This window comes from Jatrophihabitans sp. GAS493 (assembly GCF_900230215.1).
Lineage (GTDB): Bacteria > Actinomycetota > Actinomycetes > Mycobacteriales > Jatrophihabitantaceae > MT45.
This window is the reverse complement of the sequence record NZ_LT907982.1, coordinates 4,074,161-4,097,038: the sequence shown is the minus strand read 5'-3', so window position 1 is coordinate 4,097,038 and position 22,878 is coordinate 4,074,161. Positions and strand designations below refer to the sequence as shown.

Annotated in this window: 15 protein-coding genes; 8 read left to right on the top strand and 7 right to left on the bottom strand. The window is 68.5% G+C overall.

Going from position 1 to position 22,878, the window contains the following annotated elements; all coding sequences use genetic code 11:
• Positions 1-144 precede the first annotated feature (144 nt).
• The 3 genes from CPH63_RS18800 to CPH63_RS18790 are packed head-to-tail and all read left to right on the top strand — an operon-like array spanning position 145 to position 12,207.
• A complete protein-coding gene (locus CPH63_RS18800) occupies positions 145-11,382 on the top strand; it encodes a DUF11 domain-containing protein (RefSeq protein ID WP_157749652.1) in 11,238 nt (3,745 codons plus the stop codon).
• A 36-nt stretch (positions 11,383-11,418) separates the two neighbouring features.
• Positions 11,419-11,874 carry a hypothetical protein gene (locus CPH63_RS18795; RefSeq protein ID WP_096304306.1) on the top strand — a complete coding sequence of 152 codons (456 nt, stop codon included), beginning with the start codon at positions 11,419-11,421 and terminating at the stop codon, positions 11,872-11,874.
• Between the two features lie 42 nt (positions 11,875-11,916).
• On the top strand, positions 11,917-12,207 hold the full coding sequence (locus CPH63_RS18790; protein ID WP_096305283.1) for a DUF1330 domain-containing protein: 291 nt from the start codon (positions 11,917-11,919) through the stop codon (positions 12,205-12,207).
• 106 nt (positions 12,208-12,313) lie between these two features.
• On the opposite strand, the gene CPH63_RS18785 is transcribed toward CPH63_RS18790, so the two are convergent.
• Together CPH63_RS18785 and CPH63_RS18780 are read right to left on the bottom strand one after the other, a co-directional pair.
• Entirely contained in the window at positions 12,314-12,703 is a 390-nt protein-coding gene (locus tag CPH63_RS18785) for a DUF1801 domain-containing protein (RefSeq protein ID WP_096304305.1), read from the bottom strand.
• A gap of 95 nt (positions 12,704-12,798) precedes the next feature.
• The gene (locus CPH63_RS18780) at positions 12,799-13,149 is read right to left on the bottom strand and encodes an STAS domain-containing protein (RefSeq protein ID WP_096304304.1); all 351 of its coding nucleotides are present in this window, start codon (positions 13,147-13,149) and stop codon (positions 12,799-12,801) included.
• Between the two features lie 136 nt (positions 13,150-13,285).
• Here CPH63_RS18780 and CPH63_RS18775 point away from each other — a divergent pair, with 136 nt between their 5' ends.
• Both CPH63_RS18775 and CPH63_RS22450 read left to right on the top strand, forming a co-directional pair.
• Positions 13,286-14,128 (top strand): trans-aconitate 2-methyltransferase, encoded by an 843-nt coding sequence (locus tag CPH63_RS18775; protein WP_096304303.1) that lies wholly within the window; start codon positions 13,286-13,288, stop codon positions 14,126-14,128.
• Between the two features lie 141 nt (positions 14,129-14,269).
• Positions 14,270-14,446 carry an RGCVC family protein gene (locus CPH63_RS22450; RefSeq protein ID WP_157749651.1) on the top strand — a complete coding sequence of 59 codons (177 nt, stop codon included), beginning with the start codon at positions 14,270-14,272 and terminating at the stop codon, positions 14,444-14,446.
• Between the two features lie 19 nt (positions 14,447-14,465).
• Here CPH63_RS22450 and CPH63_RS18770 read toward each other — a convergent pair whose 3' ends face one another.
• Both CPH63_RS18770 and CPH63_RS18760 read right to left on the bottom strand, forming a co-directional pair.
• Entirely contained in the window at positions 14,466-15,629 is a 1,164-nt protein-coding gene (locus tag CPH63_RS18770; RefSeq protein WP_096304302.1) for a winged helix DNA-binding domain-containing protein, read from the bottom strand.
• Between the two features lie 194 nt (positions 15,630-15,823).
• On the bottom strand, positions 15,824-16,357 hold the full coding sequence (locus tag CPH63_RS18760; RefSeq protein ID WP_096304300.1) for a hypothetical protein: 534 nt from the start codon (positions 16,355-16,357) through the stop codon (positions 15,824-15,826).
• Positions 16,358-16,583: 226 nt separating this feature from the next.
• Here CPH63_RS18760 and CPH63_RS18755 point away from each other — a divergent pair, with 226 nt between their 5' ends.
• Together CPH63_RS18755 and CPH63_RS18750 are read left to right on the top strand one after the other, a co-directional pair.
• Positions 16,584-18,455: a bifunctional diguanylate cyclase/phosphodiesterase gene (locus tag CPH63_RS18755; protein WP_172892240.1), complete on the top strand. Its 1,872-nt coding sequence runs from the start codon at positions 16,584-16,586 to the stop codon at positions 18,453-18,455.
• A 122-nt stretch (positions 18,456-18,577) separates the two neighbouring features.
• A complete protein-coding gene (locus tag CPH63_RS18750) occupies positions 18,578-19,321 on the top strand; it encodes a CPBP family intramembrane glutamic endopeptidase (protein ID WP_096304298.1) in 744 nt (247 codons plus the stop codon).
• Between the two features lie 15 nt (positions 19,322-19,336).
• On the opposite strand, the gene CPH63_RS18745 is transcribed toward CPH63_RS18750, so the two are convergent.
• The 3 genes from CPH63_RS18745 to CPH63_RS22445 are packed head-to-tail and all read right to left on the bottom strand — an operon-like array spanning position 19,337 to position 21,787.
• Positions 19,337-19,957: a response regulator transcription factor gene (locus CPH63_RS18745; protein ID WP_096304297.1), complete on the bottom strand. Its 621-nt coding sequence runs from the start codon at positions 19,955-19,957 to the stop codon at positions 19,337-19,339.
• Complete coding sequence (locus tag CPH63_RS18740) at positions 19,954-21,345, bottom strand: sensor histidine kinase (RefSeq protein ID WP_157749650.1); 1,392 nt, start codon at positions 21,343-21,345, stop codon at positions 19,954-19,956. The genes CPH63_RS18745 and CPH63_RS18740 overlap by 4 nt, the downstream gene beginning before the upstream one ends.
• Positions 21,323-21,787 (bottom strand): hypothetical protein, encoded by a 465-nt coding sequence (locus CPH63_RS22445; RefSeq protein WP_157749649.1) that lies wholly within the window; start codon positions 21,785-21,787, stop codon positions 21,323-21,325. The genes CPH63_RS18740 and CPH63_RS22445 overlap by 23 nt, the downstream gene beginning before the upstream one ends.
• A gap of 199 nt (positions 21,788-21,986) precedes the next feature.
• Here CPH63_RS22445 and CPH63_RS18735 point away from each other — a divergent pair, with 199 nt between their 5' ends.
• Complete coding sequence (locus tag CPH63_RS18735) at positions 21,987-22,856, top strand: hypothetical protein (RefSeq protein ID WP_157749648.1); 870 nt, start codon at positions 21,987-21,989, stop codon at positions 22,854-22,856.
• Positions 22,857-22,878: the final 22 nt, after the last annotated feature.

The window sequence follows — 22,878 nt, the reverse complement described above, 5'->3', positions numbered from 1 at the left end:
GCGAGGGAGACCGCCGGGTGGGTGGGAAGGCGCCCAAGTGCAATCACCCTCCGGGGATTAGGCCGTTGCGGGGCGAGGCTGAAACGCTACAGTCGGCGGCTAGTCGCCTAAACGCACACTTCGGCGGGAGAGGCGGTGCCATCGGTGCAGTTCGCACGTTCTCGGCGCTTTCTCGCCGCGTTGCTCGTCACCGCGCTGGCCGTCGGCCTCGGTGTCGGCTTCGCGCCCGCCGCGCAGGCCGCCGTCGAGGCGCCCCTCTCGCTCGCCTTCGATCAGCAGGTCTACGGCGACGCCCTGCTGGCCGGCAACGCCAACCTCGCCTGTCCGGCCGGCAACACCGCCTGCACCTCGGCAACAACCCGTAGCGGCACCCAGAGCAGCGGCGTCAACGACAACTTCTATATGACCCAGACCGGCGCCGACACGGGTAAGAACTGGTTCAACTCCTCGAGCATCCGGCTGACGATCCCGACCGGGGCATCGATCGCCTACGCGCGGCTGCTCTGGGCCGGTGACACGGGTGTCTTCCGAACCGGCACCAACTCCACCGTCACATCGCGCTGTAACACCAGCAACTCGCCCAGCGCGGTGCAGCCGCCCGGTGCCGCCGCCTCCACGCCGGTGCAGCTGACCGTGGGGGCCAACCCGACGATCGCGGTGGGCGCCGGGCGCTACACGGCAGACACGATCAGCAACGTCGCCGTGAACCAGCCCCAGTTCTACTCAGCGGCGGCGAACGTGACGCCCTCCTTCGCCAACGCCCCGACGGGCACCCCGCTGACCATTACCACCGCGAATGTCTGGACGCCGGCCGGCTTCGGATGCATGGGCGGCTGGTCGCTCGTACTCGTCTACTCCTACCCCGCGGCCGACCCGGTGAACGCGCCGACCAAGCGGGAGGTCTTCGTCTACGACGGGCATGTCCGGCAGAACTCCACCGACTCGCCGACGACCACATCGATCTCGGGGTTCCGGGTCAGCGGGCAGGCGACGGTCGGGGTGGTGGCCTACGAGGGTGACTGGGGAATCACCGGTGATCAGTTGTCGATCAACGGCACGGCCCAGACCGACCCGGCCGGTCCCGGTGCCTCCAACACCAACTTCTTCACATCATTCGCGCAGAGCACCTACCCCAACACCGCGGTCAACAACTTCTCGGTCGACGCCAAGCAATTCCCCGTCGCGCCAACCGTGATCAAACCGGGCGACACGGCGGCCAGCCTGAGTTTCAGCACCTCGGGTGACTCCTACCTGGCCCAGGAACTGGTCATGTCGGTGCCCATCCCGGTCCTGCAGATCACCAAGACGGCATCGCCCTCGACGGTGCATGCCGGGGACACGGTCACGTACACGATCAGCGTCACCAATCCGGTCGTCGGCAGCACCGCGACCAGCGTGGTCGTCAACGACCCGGTGACCCCGGCCTGCAACAAGAACATCGGGAACCTCAACGGCACCACGACGTACACCTGCACGGGGGTCGCCGGGTCGAGCACCTTCACCAACGTCGCCAACGTCTCCGGCACGGATGCCCAGGGCGACGCACTCTCCGGGGCCGGGCAGGCCGTGGTCACCGTCCTCAGCCCGTCCATCTCCATCAGCAAGACGGCCGACAAGGCGGCCTACCGCGTCGGCGAGACCGTCACCTACACGATCACCGTCAACAACACCGGCAACACCAGCCTCGCCTCGGTTGCGGTCACCGACGCGACCACCGCCGGCTGTGCCCGGGCCATCGGGACTCTCGCGGCCGGTGCCTCGACCACTTACACCTGCACGGCGACGGCCCCGGTGAGCGGAAACAGCAACACGGCTTCGGTCAGCGGCGCGGATTCGTTGAACCGCACGGTGACCAACTCCTCGACCGTGCCGGTGCCGACCATCCGTCCGGCCCTGACCCTGGCCAAGACGGCGACCCCGACGACGGTCAACGCAGCCGGCAAGACCGTCACCTACTCCTTCCGGGTAACCAACTCCGGCGACTCGACGATCAGCTCCATCTCGATCGCCGACACCCTCACCGCGCCGGCGGGCCCGGTTCCGGTGATCACCTGCCCGGTCACCACCCTCGCCGCCACCGCCTCGACCACCTGCACCGCCACCTACCCGGTGACCCAGGCCGACATGGACAACGGCAGCATCGTGAACAGCGCGGTGGCCAACGGCGCCGACATCGTCGGGGGAGCGGTCGCCTCGAACGCCTCCACCGCCACCGTGAACGTCACCCGCACGCCGGCCCTGACCATCCGCAAGACGGCGGCGCCGACGACGGTGACCGCGGCCGGACAGTCGATCGCCTACTCCTTCGTCGTGACCAACTCCGGAAACGTGACCCTCCACGGCATCTCGATCGCCGACACCTTCACCGCGCCGGCGGGCCCGGTTCCGGTGATCACCTGCCCGACGACGACGCTGGGCCCGAATGACTCGACGACCTGCACCGCGACCTATGCCACCACCCAGGCCGACATCGATCAGGGGTCGGTCACCAACTCCGCCACCGCCTCCGGTCTGGACCCCACCAACGCCGCGGTCGTCTCGACCCCGTCGGTGGCCAGTGTGACCGCGGCCCCGGGGGCATCGCTGTCGCTGGTCAAGAGCGCCTCGCCGACGGTCGTCTCGGGCGCCGGGCAGAAGGTCACCTATTCGTTCCTGGTCACCAACACCGGCAACTTGACGCTCAACGCGCTGGCCATCACCGACACGTTCAGCGCGCCGGCCGGGCCGGCGCCGACGGTGACCTGTCCGACCAGCACGCTGGCCCCGAACGCCGCGACAACCTGCACGGCCACGTACACCGTCACCCAGGTCGACGTCGACAACGGCTCGATCAAGAACGCCGCCATCGCCAACGCAACCGACACCAAGGGGCGGGCGGTCGCCTCGGCGCAGTCCACCGCCACCGTCTCGGTGAGCGCGTCCCCGAAGCTGACGATGACCAAGACCGCGCTGCCGACGACGATCACCGCGGCCGGGCAGAAGGTGGCCTACACCTTCGCGGTGACCAACAGCGGGAACGTCACGATCCGCAACCTCTCGATCCTCGACGCGATGACCTCGCCCGCCGGGCCGACACCGACCGTCACCTGCGCCACCACGACCCTGGCGCCGGGCGCGGGTACCAACTGCACCGCCAGCTACACCGCGACCCAGGCCGACGTGGACCAGGGCACGATCAAGAACTCGGCCGTCGCGCAGGGCAGCGACCCGGGGGGCAACACCGTCACCTCGCCGGCCTCGACCGCGGTGGTCACCATCCCCCCGACCGCCTCGCTGAACCTGGTCAAGACGGCGACGCCGACCACCATCACCGCCCTCGGCCAGCAGGTCGGCTACCAATTCCTGGTCACCAACACCGGCAACGTCACGCTATCCAGCGTGGGAGTCTCCGACACGCTCTCCGCCCCGGCCGCGCCGGCCCTGGTCGTCAGTTGCCCACCGGCGACCCTGGTGCCGGGAGCGAACGTGCGCTGCACAGCGACGTACACCGCGACCCAGGCCGACGTCGACAACGGCTCGATCAACAACACCGCGCTGGCCAGGGCGCTCACACCAGCCGGGGCTACGGTCTCCTCCACGCCGTCGACCGCCGCCGTGACGGTGAACGTCACCTCAGCGCTGACCCTGAGCAAGGCAGCATCGCCGACCACCATCAGCGGCCCCGGGCAGAACGTCAGCTACACCTTCACCGTCACGAACTCCGGGCAGACGACCATCTCCGGCATTACCGTCAACGATCCGATGTTCACCGGCGTCCATGCGCCGACCTGCGCGGCGGCCGCCCTTGCCCCCGGTGCGGCGACGGTCTGCACCGCCTCGTACCTGAGCACCCAGGCCGATGTGGATCGCGGCTCCATCGTCAATACCGCCACCGCGAGCGGAACGACCCCACAGGGCGCCCGGGTCACCTCCGCCCCGAGCACAGCCACCGTCACCGCCGCCACCAGCCCCCGGCTGCAGCTGACCAAAGCCGCCAGCCCCTCCTCCTTCGCCACTGCGGGCCGGACCATTACGTACACGTTCACCGTGGTGAACACCGGCAACGTGACCGTCTCTGGCATCGCGATCAGCGATTCACTCGCCGCTCCCGCCGGACCGCAACTGACGCCGATCACCTGCGCGGCCACCAGCCTCGCGCCCAACGGGTCCACCAGCTGCTCGGCCACCTACCTCACCACGGCCGCCGACCTCGACAACGGCTCGATCAACAACACCGCGACGGCCACCGGCACCGCCACGGGAGGCTCCGCGGTGACCTCCAACCAGTCCACCGCGACGGTGAACGCGGTGACCAACGCCGCCCTGTCGCTCTCCAAGTCCGCCGCGCCGGCCACCATCAGTCAGGCCGGCCAGGTCATCACGTACTCATTCGCCGTGACCAACTCGGGCAACCAGACAATCACCCACCTCGCCGTCACCGACATCAACCACGCTCCGGCGGGGCCACTCTCCGGCGTCGTGAGCTGTCCGGTGACCACGCTGGCGGCTGGGGCGACGACGACCTGCACGGTGACCTACACCGCGTCCCAGGCCGACGTGGACCACGGCTCGATCGCCAACACCGCGGTGGCCAGCGGCGCCAATCCGGCCGGCACCTCGGTGGCCTCCAACTCCTCATCGGCCCTCGTCACGGTGAACCAGTCGCCGGCGCTGTCGGTCGCCAAGACGTCCTCCCCGACCACCGTGATCCGGGCCGGGGAGCAGGTCGTCTACACCTTCGTGGTCACCAATCAGGGGAACGTCACGATCAGCGGGGTCTCGATCGCCGACTCCTTCAGCAGTCCCGCCGGCCCGCCGGTGACTCCGATCTGCCCGGCCACGGCGCTGGCTCCCGGGGCCAGTCTGACCTGCACCGCCACCTACACCGCATCGCAGGCGGACGTCGACAACGGCACGATCGGCAACAGCGCGACGGCGAGCGGAACTGGGCCCGATGGTGCACCCATCACCTCACCGCCGGCCACCGTGGCCGTCGCGGTGCCGCCGCGGCCGTCGCTGAGCCTGCTCAAGGCGGCCACACCGGCCACCGTCACCGCGGTCGGCCAGATCGTGCAGTACACCTTCACGATTCGCAACACCGGCAACGTGACCCTGAGCGCCAACGGCGTCACGGATTCGTTGACCCCGCCGGCCGGTCCGGCGCTGTCCGTGAGCTGTCCCAGTTCATCGCTGCCGCCGGGCGCGGTGATGGTCTGCACGGCCAGCCACAGCGTCACCCAGCTCGACGTCGACAACGGCTCGATCAGCAACTCGGCGACGGCCCACTCCATCGACCCAGCCGGGAATGCGGTTGCTTCGCCGCCGTCGACCGCCACCGTAGGCGTCACCCAGCAGGCTTCGCTGAGCATCACCAAGTCGGCCTCGCCGGCGACGATCACGGCGGCCACCCAGAGCGTCACCTACGCCTTCGCGGTGACCAACACCGGCAACGTGACGGTGACCAACCTCGCCGTCGCCGACACGCTCGCCGCCCCGGCGGGCCCACAATTGGCGCCGATCGCCTGTCCGGTCACCGTGCTCGTGCCGGGCGCGAATACCATCTGCAGCGCGACCTACACCGCCACCCAGGCCGATATCGACAACGGTTCGATCAACAATTCGGCCACCGCCAACGCATTGGACCCGGCTCGGAGTCCGGTCGTCTCCGACCCGTCCACGGCGAGCGTCACCGTTGCCGCCGCCCCGTCCCTGAAGTTGGCCAAGACGGTCAGCCCGACGATCTACGACACCGTCGGCCAAGTGCTGACGTACACGTTCACGGTGACGAACAACGGCAACCAGACCATCGCGGGCCTTGCCGTCACCGACCCGATGTTCACCGGCGCCAACGCTCCGCTCTGCGCGACGGGCACCCTGGCCCCGTCGGCCAAGACGACCTGTACCGCGACCCACGCGGTGACCCAGGCTGACCTGGATGCGGGATCGGTGCAGAACACTGCGTCCGCGTCCGGAGTTGGTCCCGGCGGTGCCACGGTCACGGCACCACCGGCGACGGCAACGGCGACCGGGAACGCGACCCCCCTGCTCAACCTGGTAAAGACGGCGAACCCGACCTCCGTCACGACCGCGGGCTCCACGATCGCCTACACCTTCCACGTCACGAACACCGGCAACGTGACGGTAAGCGGTCTGGCGATCGGTGATCTGTTCGCACCCCCCGCCGTCCCGACCGGCGCCGGGATCAGTTGCGCAGCGACCACCCTTGCTCCGGGGGCCGCGACGGACTGCACCACCTCCTACGTCGTCACCCAGACCGACATCGACAGCGGGTCGATCACCAACACGGCCACCGCGACCGGGCTCACCCCGTCGGGGAATCCGATCACCTCCCCGCCCTCATCCGTGATCGTCGCGGTGCCGGCCACCCCCGCGCTGAGCGTGGAGAAGAAGGCGTCGCCGGCGACGATCACCACCGCCGGGCAACCGGTCACCTACACCTTCGTGGTCAGCAACGTCGGCAACGTGACGATGTCCCTGCTGTCGATCAACGACACGCTGGCCGCCCCGGCCGGGCCGCCGGTCATCGCGAGCTGCCCGCAGCGAAGCATCGCGCCCGCTGCGCAGATCACCTGCAGCGCCACCTACACCGCGACCCAGACCGACATCGACCACGGCTCGATCGTCAATACCGCAACCGCGAGCGCGCAGACTCCGGCGGGTTTGACGATCACGTCGCCGCCGTCGACCAGCACGGTGACGGTGGCCCAGAACGCGGAGCTGACGCTCGTCAAATCGGTCTCCCGCAGCACCGTGACCGAGCCCGGACAGGTCCTCACCTACACCTTCACCGTGACCAACACCGGAAACGTGTCGGTGGGGGCCATCGCCATCGACGATCCGATGTTCGCCGGCGCGGCCGCCCCGGCCTGCAGCGTCACGTCGCTGGCACCGGGCGCCTCGACGACCTGCACGGCCGACTACACCACCACCCAAGCCGACATCGACGCCGGCGGTATCGACAACACCGCGACCGCCGGTGGTAGCGATCCGCAGGGGCAGCCCGTCACCTCCGCACCCTCGACCGCGATCGTGACGGCTACCCAGAACCCGGCGATGCTGCTGATCAAGTCGGCGCTTTCGGGGAGCATCGACACGGTCGGGCAGTCGGTCACCTACGCGTTTGCGGTAACCAACACCGGCAACGTGACCATCTCCGACCTGACGATCCTCGACACGCAGGTGAGCCCGGCCGGGCCGGCCTCGGCCGCGGTCTGCCCGGTGACCATCCTCGCCCCCGGCGCCTCGACCACCTGCCTCTCCAGCTATGTGTCGACGCAGGCCGACTTCGACACCGGCACCATCACCGACACAGCGACGGCCAACGGCCTTGATGCGCAAGGCAATCCGGCGTCCTCCAACCCGTCGACGGCGATCGTGATCGCCAACACGAGCCTGGATCTGCTGCTGCAGAAGACCGCGACCCCGGCTCAGATCGCCACCGCCGGGAACCAGATCGTCTACCGCTTCATCGTGACCAACGCAGGCAGTGTCACCATCCACGGCCTCGCGGTGCAGGACGTCTTCGCCGCGCCGGCCGGTCCTGAATTGAGCGTGACCTGCGCGCAGACCACGCTGGCCTCGCTGGCCAGCACGACCTGCAACGCCACCTACCTGGCGACCCAGGCGGATGCCGACAACGGCGTCATCAGCAATACCGCGACTGTCACCGGCCTCGACCCCAGCGACGGCGTGGTCACCTCCAACCCCTCCACCGCGACGGTCGTCATCAACCCGTCGGCCTCCCTCGTGCTGACCAAGACGGCCGATCCGACGAGCGTCGAGCGCCTCGGCCAGTCGATTCAATACAGCTTCCAGGTGCGCAACACCGGCAACGTCAGCGTCAATTCGCTGGCCATCGACGATCCACTGCTGAGCGCGTCGGCGCCGGCTGCCTGCGCCCCGGCGACAATTGCGCCCGGTGAGACCTCGACCTGTACCGCGACCTACTCCGTCACCCAGGCCGACCTCGACCGCGGTCAGATCACCAATGTCGCGGTGGCCAACGGGGTCACACCCGGCGGCGGCCCGGTGAGTTCCGCGCAGGCCACCGCCACCGTCGCCGTCACCCAGATCCGCGAGCTGGCGCTGGTGAAGTCGGCGATCTACACCGCCCCGGTCGTCGGCGTGGGGGCACCGATCGACTACGACTTTGCCCTTACCAACACGGGGAACGTGACCCTGACCGGCCTCTCCATCTCCGATCATCTGCACGCCCCGGCCGGGCCGGCCCTGGCCGTGGCCTGCCCGACCGCGCCGCTGCCCCCCAACGCCACCGCGCTCTGCACCGGTAGCTACACGACGACCCAGGCCGACGTGGACAACGGGTCGATCGACAACGACGCCACGGCGGCCGGCACCGCACCGGACGGGAGTCCGGTCGCCTCCCTCGACTCGACCGCGTCGGTTCCGGTGAGCCAGAGCCCGGCCCTGACGCTGAAGAAGTCGGCGAGCCCGACGACGGAGACGGCCGTCGGTGACCGGGTGAACTACACCTTCGTGGTGACCAACAGCGGAGACACCACGATCACCGGCCTGGCCGTCGATGACCTGCTCACCGCTCCGGCGGGGCCGCCACTCTCCGTCTCCTGCCCGGTGACCGCCCTGTCGCCGACTCAGAGCACCACCTGTACGGCCAGCTATCTGCTCACCCAGGCGGATGTGGATCATGGCTCGGTCGGCAACTCGGCCACCGCGACCGGCCTGGCCCCCAGCGGCGCCGTGGTCAGCTCCGACCCATCGACCGCGACGGTCACCGTACCGGCGGCCCCCGGACTGTCGCTGGTCAAGTCGGCGGCGCCGACGACGGTCTCCGACTCCGGCGCGGTGGTCGGCTACAGCTTCCAGGTGACCAACACCGGCAACGTGACCCTGCATGGGCTGGCTATCGAGGACACCTTCGACTCGCCCGCCGCCCCGCCGCTGGCCCCGATCACCTGTCCGGTGACCACCCTGGCCCCGCACGGCACCACCACCTGTCTGGCCAGCTACACCGCCACCCAGGCCGACGTGGACAGCGGGCAGATCCGCAACACCGCGCACGCCGCCGCCACCGATCCGGCGGATGACCCGGTCCGGTCGAACGACAGCGTCGCCACCGTCACCATTCCGCAGACGCCGGCCCTGTCGCTGGTCAAGAGCGCCGGCCCGGGCAGCGTGTCGGCGGTCGGCGATGAGATCAGCTATGAATTCCTGGTCACCAACACCGGCAACGACACCATCTCGCAGTTGGCCATCACCGACGCCCTGATCGCACCGGCTGCTCCCGTATTGGCGGTATCGTGTCCGGTCACGACCCTCGCGCCGGGCGATTCGACGACCTGCACCTCAACTTATGCGGTCACCCAGGCCGACCTCGACAACGGCAGCGTCGGCAATGGCGCCACCGCCGGCGGAGTTGACCCGACCGGATCGGCGGTCACCTCAAACCCGTCGAATGCCTCGGTGAACGCGACCCAGTCGCCGGCGGTGTCGCTGGCCAAGTCGGCGACCCCGAGCACCATCACCGCCGCCGGGCAGACGGTCGACTACAGCTTCGTGGTGAGCAACACCGGCAACGTCAGCGTCACCAACCTGACCATCGACGACAACCTCGCCCCACCGGCCGGCCCCGGCATCGCCATCAGCTGTCCGGCGACTAGCCTCGCACCCGGCACCTTCACGACCTGCACCTCGACCTACACGGTGACCCAGGCCGATGTCGACCACGGGCGGGTCGACAACTCGGCGGTGGCCAACGTGGTCGGCCCGGCCGGCCAGCACGTCGCCTCCAACTCCTCGACCGCCGACGTCGTCGTACCACCCGGACCGGCGTTGACGGTAGCCAAGTCCGCCTCACCGACCAGTGTTGTGGCGGCCGGAGCCGACGTCGCGTACACCTTCGTAGTCACCAATACCGGCAACGTCACGCTCACCGCTCTTTCGGTCGCCGACACCTTCACCGCGCCGGCCGGCCCGCCGCCGACCGTGCTCTGCCCGGCCACCCCGGTGGCCCCGGGCGCGGCCGTAACCTGCACCTCGACCTACCGGGTGACCCAAGCTGACATGGATCACGGACGGATCGACAACAGCGCGGTGGCCAGTGCGATCGGCCCATCCGGCGCCAGCGTCGACTCCGCTTCGTCTACCGCGGCCGTGCTGGCCAACGCTGCGCCGGCGCTGTCGGTGGTGAAGTCCTCGCTGAATACCTTGGTGTCGAAAGCCGGTGAATCGGTGAGCTACGAGTTCGAGGTGACCAATACGGGCAACGTCACCTTGGACGACGTCAGCATCGCCGACACCCTCGCCGCCCCGGCTGGACCGGCGCTCACCCCGGTCTGCCCGACCTCGTCCATCCCGCCGGGCAGCTCACTTACCTGCACCGCCGACTACGTGGTCACCCAGGCCGACATCGACAACGGCGTCATCTCCAACAGCGCCACCGCGAGCGCGACGGATCCGGACGGGACGCCGACGACCTCAGCGCCGTCGACGGCGCTGATCCCCGTCTTCGTCGGACCGCCGTCGGTCAGCCTGGTCAAGCAGGCGACCGTGACCGACTCGAACAACAACGGATCACTCGACGTCGGTGATGCGGTGTCCTGGACCTTCCTGGTCACCAACACCGGGCCGTTCACACTGCGGGTGACGGTGGTGGACCGCGTCGCCGGGGCGGTCACCTGCGCGCAGCCGCTCCTGCCTCCCGGTGAGGCGACGACCTGCACAGCCGATCAGCCACACATACTCACCCAGGCCGACTTCGACGCCGGCTCCCTGAACAACACGGCAACGGTGATCGCGACCACGGCGGGCGGCAGCGGCGGTAGCCAGGTCATCTCGCCCCCTTCGAGCGCCACCGTCGCCCTCCCCACCGGCCCGAGCCTGGAGCTGGTCAAGCGAGCCCAGGTGATCGACAACAACGGCGATGGTGTCACCGGCCCCGGCGACACCATCCTCTGGACGTTTGTGGTCACCAACACCGGCAACGTGACGCTGAGCAACCTGGTCGTCCACGATGCCCGGGCGGGGGCGATCAGTTGCCCGGCCGCCGCGCTGGCCCCGACTCGATCGGTTACCTGCTCGGCGGCGCCCCATGAGATAACGCAGGCTGAGGCCGCCGCCGGCGACATCGTCAATACGGCCACCGCGACCGCGACCCCGCCCGGCGACCGAGCCCCGGTGAGTTCGCCGTCCGCGACCGCAATCGTTGTGATCGGCGCGGCGGTGGGCGGTGCTGAAGTCGGCGGTGACGGCGGCGGCTCCGCTACGACGACGACGCCACCGCATCTCTCCACGACCGGAGTCCAGGCCCTCGGCCCGTCGATATCGTTCGGCCTGCTGGCCATACTCCTCGGAGCGCTGCTGACCGGCGCCGGCCTGATCCGCAGGCGGGGTGAGGATGGGTAATAGTCTCGTTTCATGTCCGGTCCGACTAGGAGTCATGTGTTCGCAAAGGTAACCGCCGCTCTGCTCATCTTGTCGACCGCGGCGGTGCTCTGCGGCTGCACCTCCTCCACCTCCACACCGCCCCCGAGCAAGTCGCCGACCTCGGCCGCGAAGACCTCGGCGAGCAAGGCCTCGGCCAGCCCGCTTCCGGTGCAGAACCCGCTGCCGTCGCCGGGGCAGATCCCCAATGACGTGAAGCTGCGCCGTCAGGTGTCGATCACGAGCTGCACCGCCAAGCCAGGCGGCTGGCAGGCCAAGGGGAAGGCGGTGAACACCGGCGGGAAGAAGGTCATCCTGACGATCACCGTCTTCTTCACCACCACGTCGGCCACCGTGCTGGACTACGCCACGACCAAGGTCAGCGTCCCGGCTGGCGGAACCGCCGACTGGACGGCGGCGGCCACCTTCGCCGCCGAACCGACGATGCGATGTGTGCTGCGTGGGGTCGGCTAGCCCGGTCAGAGCGAGCTGGCCGCTTCCGGCAGGATGGACGTCATGACTGCCTACTGGATCAGCACGTACAAGGAGATCATCGACGAAGCCAAGCTCGCGGCTTACGCGAAACTGGCTGGGCCGGCGCTGGTGGGAGCCGGTGGCACCTTCCTGGCCCGCGGCCTGCCCGAGCAGATCTACGAGGCCGGCGAACTGACCCGCACGGTGCTCATCCAATTCGCGTCGGTGGAGCAGGCCCGCAGCGCCCACGACAGCGCTGAGTATCAGCAGGCCCTGGCCGCGCTGGACGGCGGAGCAGTGCGGGACCTGCGCATCGTGCCCGGTGCGGCCTGAGCCGACCCGGCCTTAAGCCGACCCGGCTTGCGGGGGAGCGCCACAGTCACACCGAGAGGAGGCTACCGGGAAGTGCCGGGAACCGTCTCGGGGCTGCTGGTTCCGGCTAGGCCTTCGACTGGTTGAGATCCACCGCGGCCCGCACCAGCGCCTTGAAGGCGGCCTCGTTCACGGCGTCGCCCTCGTGGAAGTCGATGGCGCGGCGGATGTTGCCTTCGAGGCTGGAGTTGAAGAGCTTGGCCGGATCATCGAGCTTCGCCCCCTTGGCGAAGGTCACCTTGACGATCGCCTTGTAGCTCTCCCCGGTGCAGAGCATGCCGTCGTGATACCAGGTCGGGACGCCCCGCCACTTCCACTCCTCGACGACCTCCGGGTCGGCCTCCTTGATCAGGCCGCGGAGCAGGCTGAGCGTCTCACCGCGCCAGTCGCCCAGGTCGGCGATTCTTCCGTCGATCAGTTCGGATGGCGACTTGCTCGCCGCTTCGCTCTTGGTCATGCGGGGGTCTCCCTCAATTGCCGATTGCCGATTGCCGATTGCCGATTGCCGATTGCCGATGACGGTCGACTCTAACGCGGCCGAAGGTGGCCGTCTCAGGCCGGAGCGCCGAGCGCCTCGGCCAGCGTGCTGTGCACAGCGAAGACATCGGTGAGACCGGTGATCCGCAGCAGCGTCTCGACCCGCTGGTTGGGATCGAGGACGAGTGAGAAGGTGCGTCGCTCGCGGGCGGCGAGATTCGCGGCATGGACGAGAACACTCAGCCCCATCGAGTCCATGTAGTCGACCGCGCTCAGATCGACGACCACGCCTCGGCAGTCGGATTCGGGGTCGAGCGCATTCAACAGGGGAGTGTCCACATACGGCGCGAGTCCGAAGTCGACGTCACCCGTCACCGTGAGCACAGACTGCTCGGCCAGTCGGGTACTGGTGACCGAAGCCCGCATCGGATTCTCCTGACAACTAGATTGATTCAGAAGAGCGTATTTCGGGTCCCCGCACGGCGAGACTGCGTCCAGAAGAACATTGCGTTAATCACAGACCGACCAGCCCGACATCATCGGGCGATGCCAGTATTGCTGAGTGACTGAACGGGCACGACGCTTCGGGGCGGTGGCTGCGGCCTACGAGCAGTATCGCTTCGGGTATCCCGACGAGGTCGTCGACTCGGTGCTGGCCTACGCCGGTCGGCCCGTCCTGACCGCACTGGAGATCGGTGCCGGCACCGGCAAGGCCACCCGGGTCTTCGCTCGGCGCGGAGTGGCCGTCACCGCAACCGACCCTGACGCCGCGATGCTCACCGAATTGGCGAAGCACGTCCCGCCGACGGTGGCGACGATCTGTGGCGCCTTCGAGGACCTTCCGCTCACACCTCGGCTGACTGCTCAGCTGACCCCGCAGCTGACCCCGCCGCTGATCAACACCTACGATCTCGTCTTCGCGGCGGCATCGCTTCACTGGACCGAGCCGGTTCGACGCTGGGCGCGGGTCGCGGCACTGCTCAACCCGTCCGGGACGTTCGCCTCCTTCGGCGGACCGATCCGGCTCGCCGACCCGGACGTTGAGCAGGCGGTCCGCGCAGCCAAGCTGAGGTTCGTGGCCGCCGACGACGTACCCTCGCCGGACGGAACACCGGAGCAGAGCCTGCTGCAGTGGCCGGCCACAGAGTTGATGAGATCAGTTCAGTTCAGCGACGTGCGGCAATCCACGATTGAGCGCCGGTTCACGCTGCCGGCTCACGAGTACGTTGGCCATCTGTCGACGATCTCGGCCTATCTCGAACTGCCCGCCTCAGCGCGGGCGGAGGTGTTCGATCTGATCCTCAAGGCTCTCCCGGCCCAGGTGGCGGTGAGCGCCGACCTCACCCTGCACCTCGCTCGCCTCAGCCAGCCCGCCGCCGCACCGAGCCCGACGCTGCTGATCTGACTCTCGCCGACTGATCGAGGTAGCCAATCGCGCGTAGGGTAAGGGTGTTGATGCTCCTTCGTGTGCCGGCCGTCATTGCCGGCGCCGCCATCGACGATTCACGAGGCCGACCGTGACACATGGTCAGCGATGAGGCGCACGATGACATCCGTCCACCCCAGCACCGCGACGAACGTCTTGGCCGAAGCGACGGTAGCCTGCCCGGTCTGCCAGCACTCGCTGGCCAATCACGATGTGATCGGTCAGCGATTCTGTAAGGCGACGCAACTCAACGCGATGTCCAGGCAGTGCATCTGCCGCAAGGTCGACCACCGCTGACCGGTGGCTCGAGTCGGACTCATCTCATCAGCGCCGAGCGATAGACGGTGCCGATACTGACACCGCCCAGCCATTCGGTGAGACGCCGCGCCTCGTCCTGCAACGCGCGGTTGGCCCGGGCCGAGACCGCCTCCAGCAGTCGCACGCGCACGGCCCCCACCTCGTCCTGCACCCAGCATCCGACCACCCGCCCGTCCACCCAGGCGGTGGTTCCGGCGTTGCCCCGGGTGTCGAAGATCTGCTCGCGATGCGGTCCGAGGTAGAAGTCCCGCCCCTGCCACCCCATGACGCCCGGATCCAGTACCGGCAGCAGCGCGGCCCACGGCTCGGGGGTGGTCACGACCTCCAGATCGTCCGCAAGCAGCCAACCCACTGCGCCGCCATCGAGTGATACCGGTACGGCGTCGAGGTCGGTGAGAGCGGCCCGCACCACACTCTTCGTCGCTCCGAGCCACCAGACGATGTCCGCTTCGGTGCCCGGGCCGAAGGTGTATAGCCAGCGGCGCACCAGCTCTCGGTACCCCGCCGCCGCCGTCCCGGGAGCGAGGGCCGGGGTGAGCTCGCCGAGCCAGTGCCGCGTCAGCGTCCAGCGAGGACGGGATGTGTTCCAGCGCCCGGCGTTGACTCCTCGCATGATGTCGCCGGTGGCACCGAGATGGGTAAGCACCCGTGACGCCGACCAGACCTCGCCGGAGGAGCCGGTCACCTTCAGGTCGATCATCGGCACGCCCTGGCGGATCGCCGTAGCCGGATACCCCGATGGGGCGGCGCAGAGAAGGGCCAGGACCTCGCCCCGGGCTCGGTCGAGCCAGTCGTCGCCGTCCGCGGCCAGACCGCTCTTGACCACGTCCCGGGACATGCGCGCGCGCTCGGTGCCGGCCACCCGGGCCGATGCGCTGGGCCAGACCGCCGGCAGAAGCTCGCGCGGGAAGACGAAGAGGGTGCGTCGCATCGCCAGTTGCTTCACCAGGCTGCGGTCCTCGTACAGGGCGCGGTCGATATCGTCGATGGTGATCGACCGTCCGCGGGCCCAGCAGGAGAGATAGACCGTGGCGGGCTCGGTGGAGTGCAGCACGGTCATCGCCTGGGTGACGGCTTCGGGCGAACCGACTTCAGACTCGGGACCGAGTGCGTGCCGCCGTCCCAGGCGAGCCCGACGCTCGTCGTCGCCAACATGGCGCATCACATCTGGGTGGCGCATCACACCAGGTTGGCGCATCACGTCTTGCTGATCATCGGGTCATCGGGTCATCGGGTCATCGGGTCATCGGGTCATCGGGTCATCGGGTCATCGGGTCATCGGGTCATCGGGTCATCGGGTCATCGTGTCATCGTGGCACAGCAAGCCGACAACGCGGGGCAGAGTGCCGGGGATGACTAGAGCGCGAGGTCGTCCTTGCTGCGTTGATAGGAGGCCAGCGACGCGGCTTCGTTGGCGACGGTGTCGCGCAGCGAGGCGAGGTCCCGTTCGCGGTCGGCCGCCGCCGTGCGCAGGATGGTCTGGCGGGCGGAGTAGCTGGTGTCGATCAGCTGCTGCACCTGCGGGGCGACCAGCGCCAACGCGGCTCGCTGCTGACCGGGATCGACGAAGCGTTCGATCTCGGCCAGCTCGGCGTCCAAGCCGCCGGCGGTGGTGAGTATGTCGATGAGCACCGGCCCGGCCTGCGCCTGAAACATTCGAGCCTCAGGGGCCGCGGTGAGCATCTGACGACTCGAGCGCATCTCGTCGGCCAGCCGGCGACGCAGCGTGATCGCGTCCCGGCGGGGCCCGGGTGCGGTGACGTAGGAGCGCGCCCCGAACATCCGCGCGCGCACCTGGCGCAGGGATCTCCAGACGAATCTCAACACAAGCACCCCGGCGAGCGCGAAGACGGCAAACGCCGTCAGCGCGATGATGGCGAGCGTTGTCATGGCACCTGCTCCCGACCTCGATCAGAATTGTCCACCCAGCGTACGACGCCATTGGCGGCTACGGCGCGGGCGTGGCGGGTATCCGATACCGCACGTGCGGTGACACATCGGTGACACATCGGCCTAGCCTGCTTCATTTCGTGGCGACAAGGTGAGCGCGACGGGGCAGACTTGAGGGCGTTGTTGTGGAGACAGCAACCGTTCGGTCAAGACAATGGAGTGTCGTGTGCGTACCTACGGTGGTAAAGCACTCCTTCAAGCTGCCCCGAACACCCAGAAGAACACCCAGAAGAACACCCAGAAGACAGCTGTCACGCTGAGCGCGCAGCGGACCTGGGCCCTGGCCACCCGCAGCCCGGCGGTCGGCTCGCACCGCTTGTTCGCGCTCTTCACCGGTAGCGCCTACATCCTGGCCGGCAGCATCGGCGCCGTCACCCTGATGCTGGGCTCCTCCGCCCCCTCCACGCGCTGGATCGAGTGGACGCTGGCCGCGATGTGCATCGTCGGCGGGTACCTGATCGTGCGCTTTGGACACCACTTCAAATTGGGCGGCCTGCAGGATCAGATCCTGATCTTCGGCGGGACGATCCTGGTCACCCTGTCGGTTCGCTACATCGGTCGTCCCGGTGCGACCGTGGACACCTCATATCTGTACCTGCTCCCGGCCGTCGGCTGTGCCTCCTTCTTTCCCTGGGTGAAGGCGCTACCCCAGGTGCTGTTCATCGAGGTCTGCGCCTGCTTCGCCTTTCGCAAGGCCGGCCTTCCGTTGTCGGATGTCGCTATTCAGCACGCGATTCTCTTCACGGTGGCCTGCACCGTCGCCTGGCTGGCTCGGGCTGCGGCCGCCGCCGAGCGAGACTCGTTGACCGGGCTGGCCAACCGGCGCAAGTTCGACTCCCGACTGAGTGAGACGATCACTCAGGCCCAGCGAAACGGCCAACTGCTCTCAGTCGTGCTGCTCGACCTCGACGACTTCAAGGCCGTCAACGACGTCCACGGCCACGGCGAGGGGGACCGGCTGCTCTGCTCGGTATCCGGCACCTGGCGCCAGATCGTCACCCCTGGGCAGCTGCTCTGCCGTCAGGGCGGTGACGAGTTTGCGCTTATTCTTCCGGGCTATTCGGCCAATCAGGCCGCGGCGCTCGGTGACCAGCTGCGCCAGGCGGTCATCGGCGAGATCGCCTGTTCGGTCGGCGTGGCCGAACTGCGCGAGGGCGATTCGCGCACGAAGCTGCTCGGACGGGCTGACCTCGCTCTCTACGACTCGAAGAATCGCGGCGGTGGTCGCACATCGCAGCACGGCGTCGACGTCAGCGATGGCGCGGCCGAGGAGATCTACCGTGCCCTCGCCGCCGGCGAGTTCGCGGTTCACTTCCAGCCGGTGGTCGACCTGCGCACCGGCAGAGTGGTCGGCGATGAGGCACTCGTGCGCTGGATTCACCCCGACCGCGGCCTCGTCGGGCCGGACCGGTTCATCCCCGAGGCCGAGAAGAGTGGGGCGATCCACCCGCTCGGCGAATGGGTTCTCGAGCAGGCGTGCGCAGCGACGGCGGCTCATATGGGGCGCACTGGAATGCCGCGCAGCATCGCCGTCAACGCCTCCGGGCACGAGCTCCGCAATCCTCAGTATGCGGAGAACGTCGCCGCGGTCCTGGCCAAGACCGGCCTCGGCGCCGAGCACCTGACCATCGAGGTCACCGAGTCGACCTTCGACGCCGACTACCCAGAGGTGATCGCCACGCTGAGCCGGTTGCGGGAATTGGGCGCGGAGATCGCCATCGACGATTTCGGCACCGGCTACTCGTCGCTGAGCCGGCTGGACAATCTCCCGGCGACCATCCTGAAGATCGACCAGTCGTTCGTCGCCTCCATCGCCTCCGGCGGCAAACGGATGACGGTGCTGAAGACGATCGTGGCCCTGGCTGACGCGTTGGAACTGACGATCATCGCCGAGGGGGTCGAGAACGCTTACCAGGCCGAGACTCTCCAAGCGCTGGGCTGCGGATTCGCCCAGGGCTATTACTTCGGTCGCCCGCTCGCCCAGTGGCAACTGGAGCCGGCCGGTGCCCTGGACTCATGGAGTGAGCAGGCGGCGTAGCCAAGCCACCGCAACGCAGCCCGTTACTATCGGATGGTGACCTGTCGCCGTGCCGTGCGCTGTGTCGTGGGCGCTGCGGTGTGGTCTGCCGGGGCCCCGGGGGACTTCCTCCTCGGGTTCGAATGACGTTGGCGTCGCCTCAGGGTGGGGCTCGGCAACTATCGCGTAGCGGCGTTGTGCTCGCCGTCTGCGGTGTCATCCTCCTTCTTGTCGCGCTGAACGTGGCTGACCACTATGTGCACGGCAGCAGCCTCTGGCTCGGCCCGCTGGCCGCCGTCGTGCTGTTGGTGCTGGCCCGCGCGATCGGGCTGAGCTGGAGTGAGCTCGGGCTGGGCCGGGACCGGCTCGGTACCGGTCTGCGCTGGGCCGCCGTGCTGATCGCTCTGGTCGCGCTCGTCTACCTGGTCGGCGTGCTGATTCCGCTTACCCGTGACGCCTTTCGCGACGACCGGTATCACACCGGTGCCGCGGCCGCGTTCTTCACGGCCTTCGTGCGCATCCCGATCGGGACGGTGCTGCTGGAGGAGGTCGCGTTCCGCTCTGTCCTCTGGGGACTGCTGAGCCGGGTCCTGAAGCCGCGCTGGGTACTCATCTCGACGTCTCTGCTCTTCGGATGCTGGCATGTGCTGCCATCGTTGAATCTGGCCGCGAGCAACGACGCCATTCGCAATGCGCTCGGCGGGTCGAGCGGCGCCGCCCAGGTCGTCTCGGTACTCGGCGCGGTTATCTTCACATCTCTCGGCGGTGTGGTCTTCGGCGAGCTGCGCCGGCGAAGCGGCAGCCTGTTGCCGAGCATCGGACTGCATTGGGCCACCAACGCGCTGGGTGTGCTCTTCGGGTTGCTGGCCTGGCGGCTGTCGGCCTGACCGCGGCCGGCGGGGCTACTCCGCCGGGAGATTCTCGCGGGCCCACATCGCGGCCGAAGTCCGGTCGGTCACGCCGATCCGCTTGAAAATGTTGCTCAAATGGACCTTCACGGTGCTCTCACTGATGCCCAGGCGCCGTCCGATCTGCTTGTTGGCCAAGCCCGACGCCGTCAGCCGCAGCACCTCGACCTCGCGGGCACTCAGGGTCTCGGCCGGCTGCGCCTGTCGCGTCGGCAGCAGCGCGCCGGCAACCCGCGGGTCCAGTGGCACCTGGCCGACGGCCGCCGCACGCACCGCGGCCAGCAGCTGCGCCGGAGTGCAGTCCTTGAGCTGATACCCGACGGCCCCGGCCGTCAGGGCCTCACTCACCCGCTGATGGTCGGAGAAGGAGGTCAGCGCGACGACTCGCGCCGGCGGTGCCTCGGCGCTGATCCGCCGGATGGCGCCGACGCCATCGAGCACCGGCATCGACAGGTCCATCAGCACGACGTCGGGTAGTAGCTCGAGCACGGCGTCCGCGCCAGCCGCGCCGTCGGCCGCCTCTCCGACCACCTCGATGTCGGGCGCGGCGTTGAGGAGTGTCGCCAAGCCGGCCCGCACCAGCTGATGATCGTCCACGACGAGAACGCGAATCACGCTGCCACCTCGAGTTTCAGTGCGGTTCCCCGCTCGTCGCTGGCGACGGCCAACCGGGCCCCGCAGCGACGGGCCGCGTCGCCCATGAGCCGAAGCCCGAAATGGTCGCTGCCGGCCGGCTCGGCGACCGTGAACCCGTGACCATCATCCTGCACGAGTAGGCAGACCGTCTCACCCTCGGTGAAGAGCGCCAGCTCAACCCGGCTGGCCTGCGCGTGCCGGACGGCGTTGCGTAACGCCTCCTGGGCCACGCGAAACATGGCCTCCTGTGTCGCCTCCGGCAGGGTGCTGGCGGCCGCCTCATCGATGCGCGCCTGCACTTCAACTCCGGCCGCCGCCTCAGCGCGGGCCAGGTCTCGCAGAGCCGGCGTCAGTCCCGACAGGCGCAGGCTCGGCGGGTAGATGTCGACCAGCAGTGAGCGTAGGCCGGCGATGCTGCCCCGCACGGTGTCGGCGAGTGAGTGCAGCCCGGCGCCGAGCGGTGTGTCGCCCGCCTGCTCGGCGTATCCGGCGGCGGCGAAGGAGGTGGCAGCCAACTGCTGGACCACCCCGTCGTGCAGCGAGGCGGCGATCCGTCGACGCTCCTCCTCCGAGGCGGCCAGGGCCTGCCGCACCACCTCCTCCTGGCGGGCCCGGACCCGGCGGGCCCGATTGAGCAGTAACCAGACCAGCGGAGCCAGCAGTAGCAGAAGGGCCAGCAGGCTGCTCAGCATGACTCCGGCGAAACCGCGCCATAGTTCGTGACTGCGCTGGGCCACACTGTCGTAGCGGAAGTAGGTTTCGAAGAGCAGCGGATGCCCGTCCGGGGTCCAGATCGGACGGTAGACCTCGAGTAGCTTGCCCTGGGTGCGCTCGAAGGAGTTCTCCGGCCGGCTCAGGTCGCTGATGTCCGCGTCGGTGCGGGCCTCGGTGAGGGCCTCGGTGGCCTCCTCTTCCAGCGGAAATGTCTGCCCGACCAGCCGTGGCTCGTCGGAGTAGAGCACGGTGCCGGAGGGGCTCCAGATCTTCACGCGAACCACCGACGCCGGCAGCAACCGCTGGCGCACCAAGGGATCCAGCGCGGCCGCGGTCCTGGCCGGATCGGTCGGCATCTGGTCGCTGAGCGCCGGCTGGATGACACCGTCGGCCAGCACATCGGTCAGTTGGGCTACGTCGTGGACGGCCTGCGCTTCGGCGATCCGCCGGCTGACCAGCGAACCGACCACCGCGACGATGAGCGCCACGGCGATCGCGGCCGCCGCAATCGGCAGCACCAACCGGCGCAGTTGCACCGGCGGTTCGGGTGCGCCTGGGGGAGTGGCTTCGACGAGGGTCACCCACTCGCGAGTGCCGTCCCTCGCCTGCTCCCGGACCTCGCTCAAGACCTCAACCCCGACCGTGTTCTCCACTGGGCGAGGATGACCCTCGGCGGCTGTCGTCGCCGGGCTCATTCGTGACGGATCCAGTGCTGGCGGGTCCAGTGGTGGCGGTGACGGCGCCGCCGTGATCATCGCCCGGCTCGATGGTGGCACCACGATCGTCACCGAGCTCAGGTGAGCGGGCCGGTGCAGCGGAATGGCGCTCCTGGGCATCGGGTGACGGGCTGGGATGAACCGGCGGGTGAGCGGCGGAGCGTCCGGCGCTGGAAGGGGCAGCCGAGGGCGACGAGCTCGGGGACGCCGTGTCGTCTCCCTCATGGGCAACCAGCAGTGGCGCCAGGGTCTGAGCCGGCACCCGGACCGGAAGTTGATGGCTGAATGAGGGGTTGCCGGAGAGGCCGGCGACGGCCGGGGCCGCCGCGACCGCTGCGGCCGCGACTGCGAAGGCCGAGATGAGCAGAGGGCGTTTCATGATTTTTCCTTTCAATGGGGTTACTACGTTTCTCCCGCACCGAGAGTTCAGTTCGCCATAGGCCGATCGGACTACGACCTGCTCAATCGCCCGGTACTACTGCGATCGGCGTATGGGAACTAGTACCTCCGATACGGGAGAAAGTGAGGAGTCGCACGACGCGGCCACTCCTCTACCCCCACTACCTACGGAGCCAGAGATGATCCCCTCCCACCCCTCCCGCCACGTGCGCGGTGCTGCCGTCGCGCTGCTCGCAGCAACGCTTTCGGTCGGTCTCGTGACCGCACCCACAGCCGATGCCAAGGCCAGCGCGACCGGCGACTTCGCCGTCACCGTCAATGGCGTCACCTACAACCCGGCCCTCGGCAAGGACGTCAAGTTCAAGGACCTTGCGGTCAGCGGCCGTATCGCGGTGCGCGGCATCAACGTCACCTTCGACATCGATCCGGCGACCCTGGGCGTCTACAGCTACTCGCTGACCGGGGCACCGACGCCCGATCGCATGGTCAGCAAGCCGACGGTCATCTTCGCCTCCAAGGTGCCGGTGCTGACCGGCGCGCAGCGATCCGGGGCCCGGCTCTCCGAACTCGAGGTGAAGGACGACAGCCTGGTGGCGACCCTCTCGACCTCGGGCGGAAAGATGAAGGTACAGGCCAAGGACGCCCCGACCGGGGGCATCTTCCAGATGGAGCCGGAGTTCGGTACGCCCGTGACGTTGGTGCATGTACTCGGCCCGACTCTCTTCTACTTCGTGAATCCCTTTACCGGCAAGGTGAATTACGGTGACGGGCTCGATCCGGTGACACCGGCGCAGAGTGCCACCGGCTACCACCAGATGCTGCTGGGCAAGGACAGCCCACAGGTCGCCACGAAGACCTTCCAGGACGGCACCACCACCAGCTGGAGCGTCACCTCAGGCGGGCGGATGGGCGGCGTGCTCGGCGAGGACGCCATCGAACTCTCCGCCGGTGCCTCGAACTGCACCAGTAAGTGCCAGGCCCAGGACCGCATCCGCGGGTCGCTGCCGGTGCCGCCGCTGCCGATCGACCCCACTCCGATCGGTAGCTGACGCCCCAGGCAGGCGCCGCCTC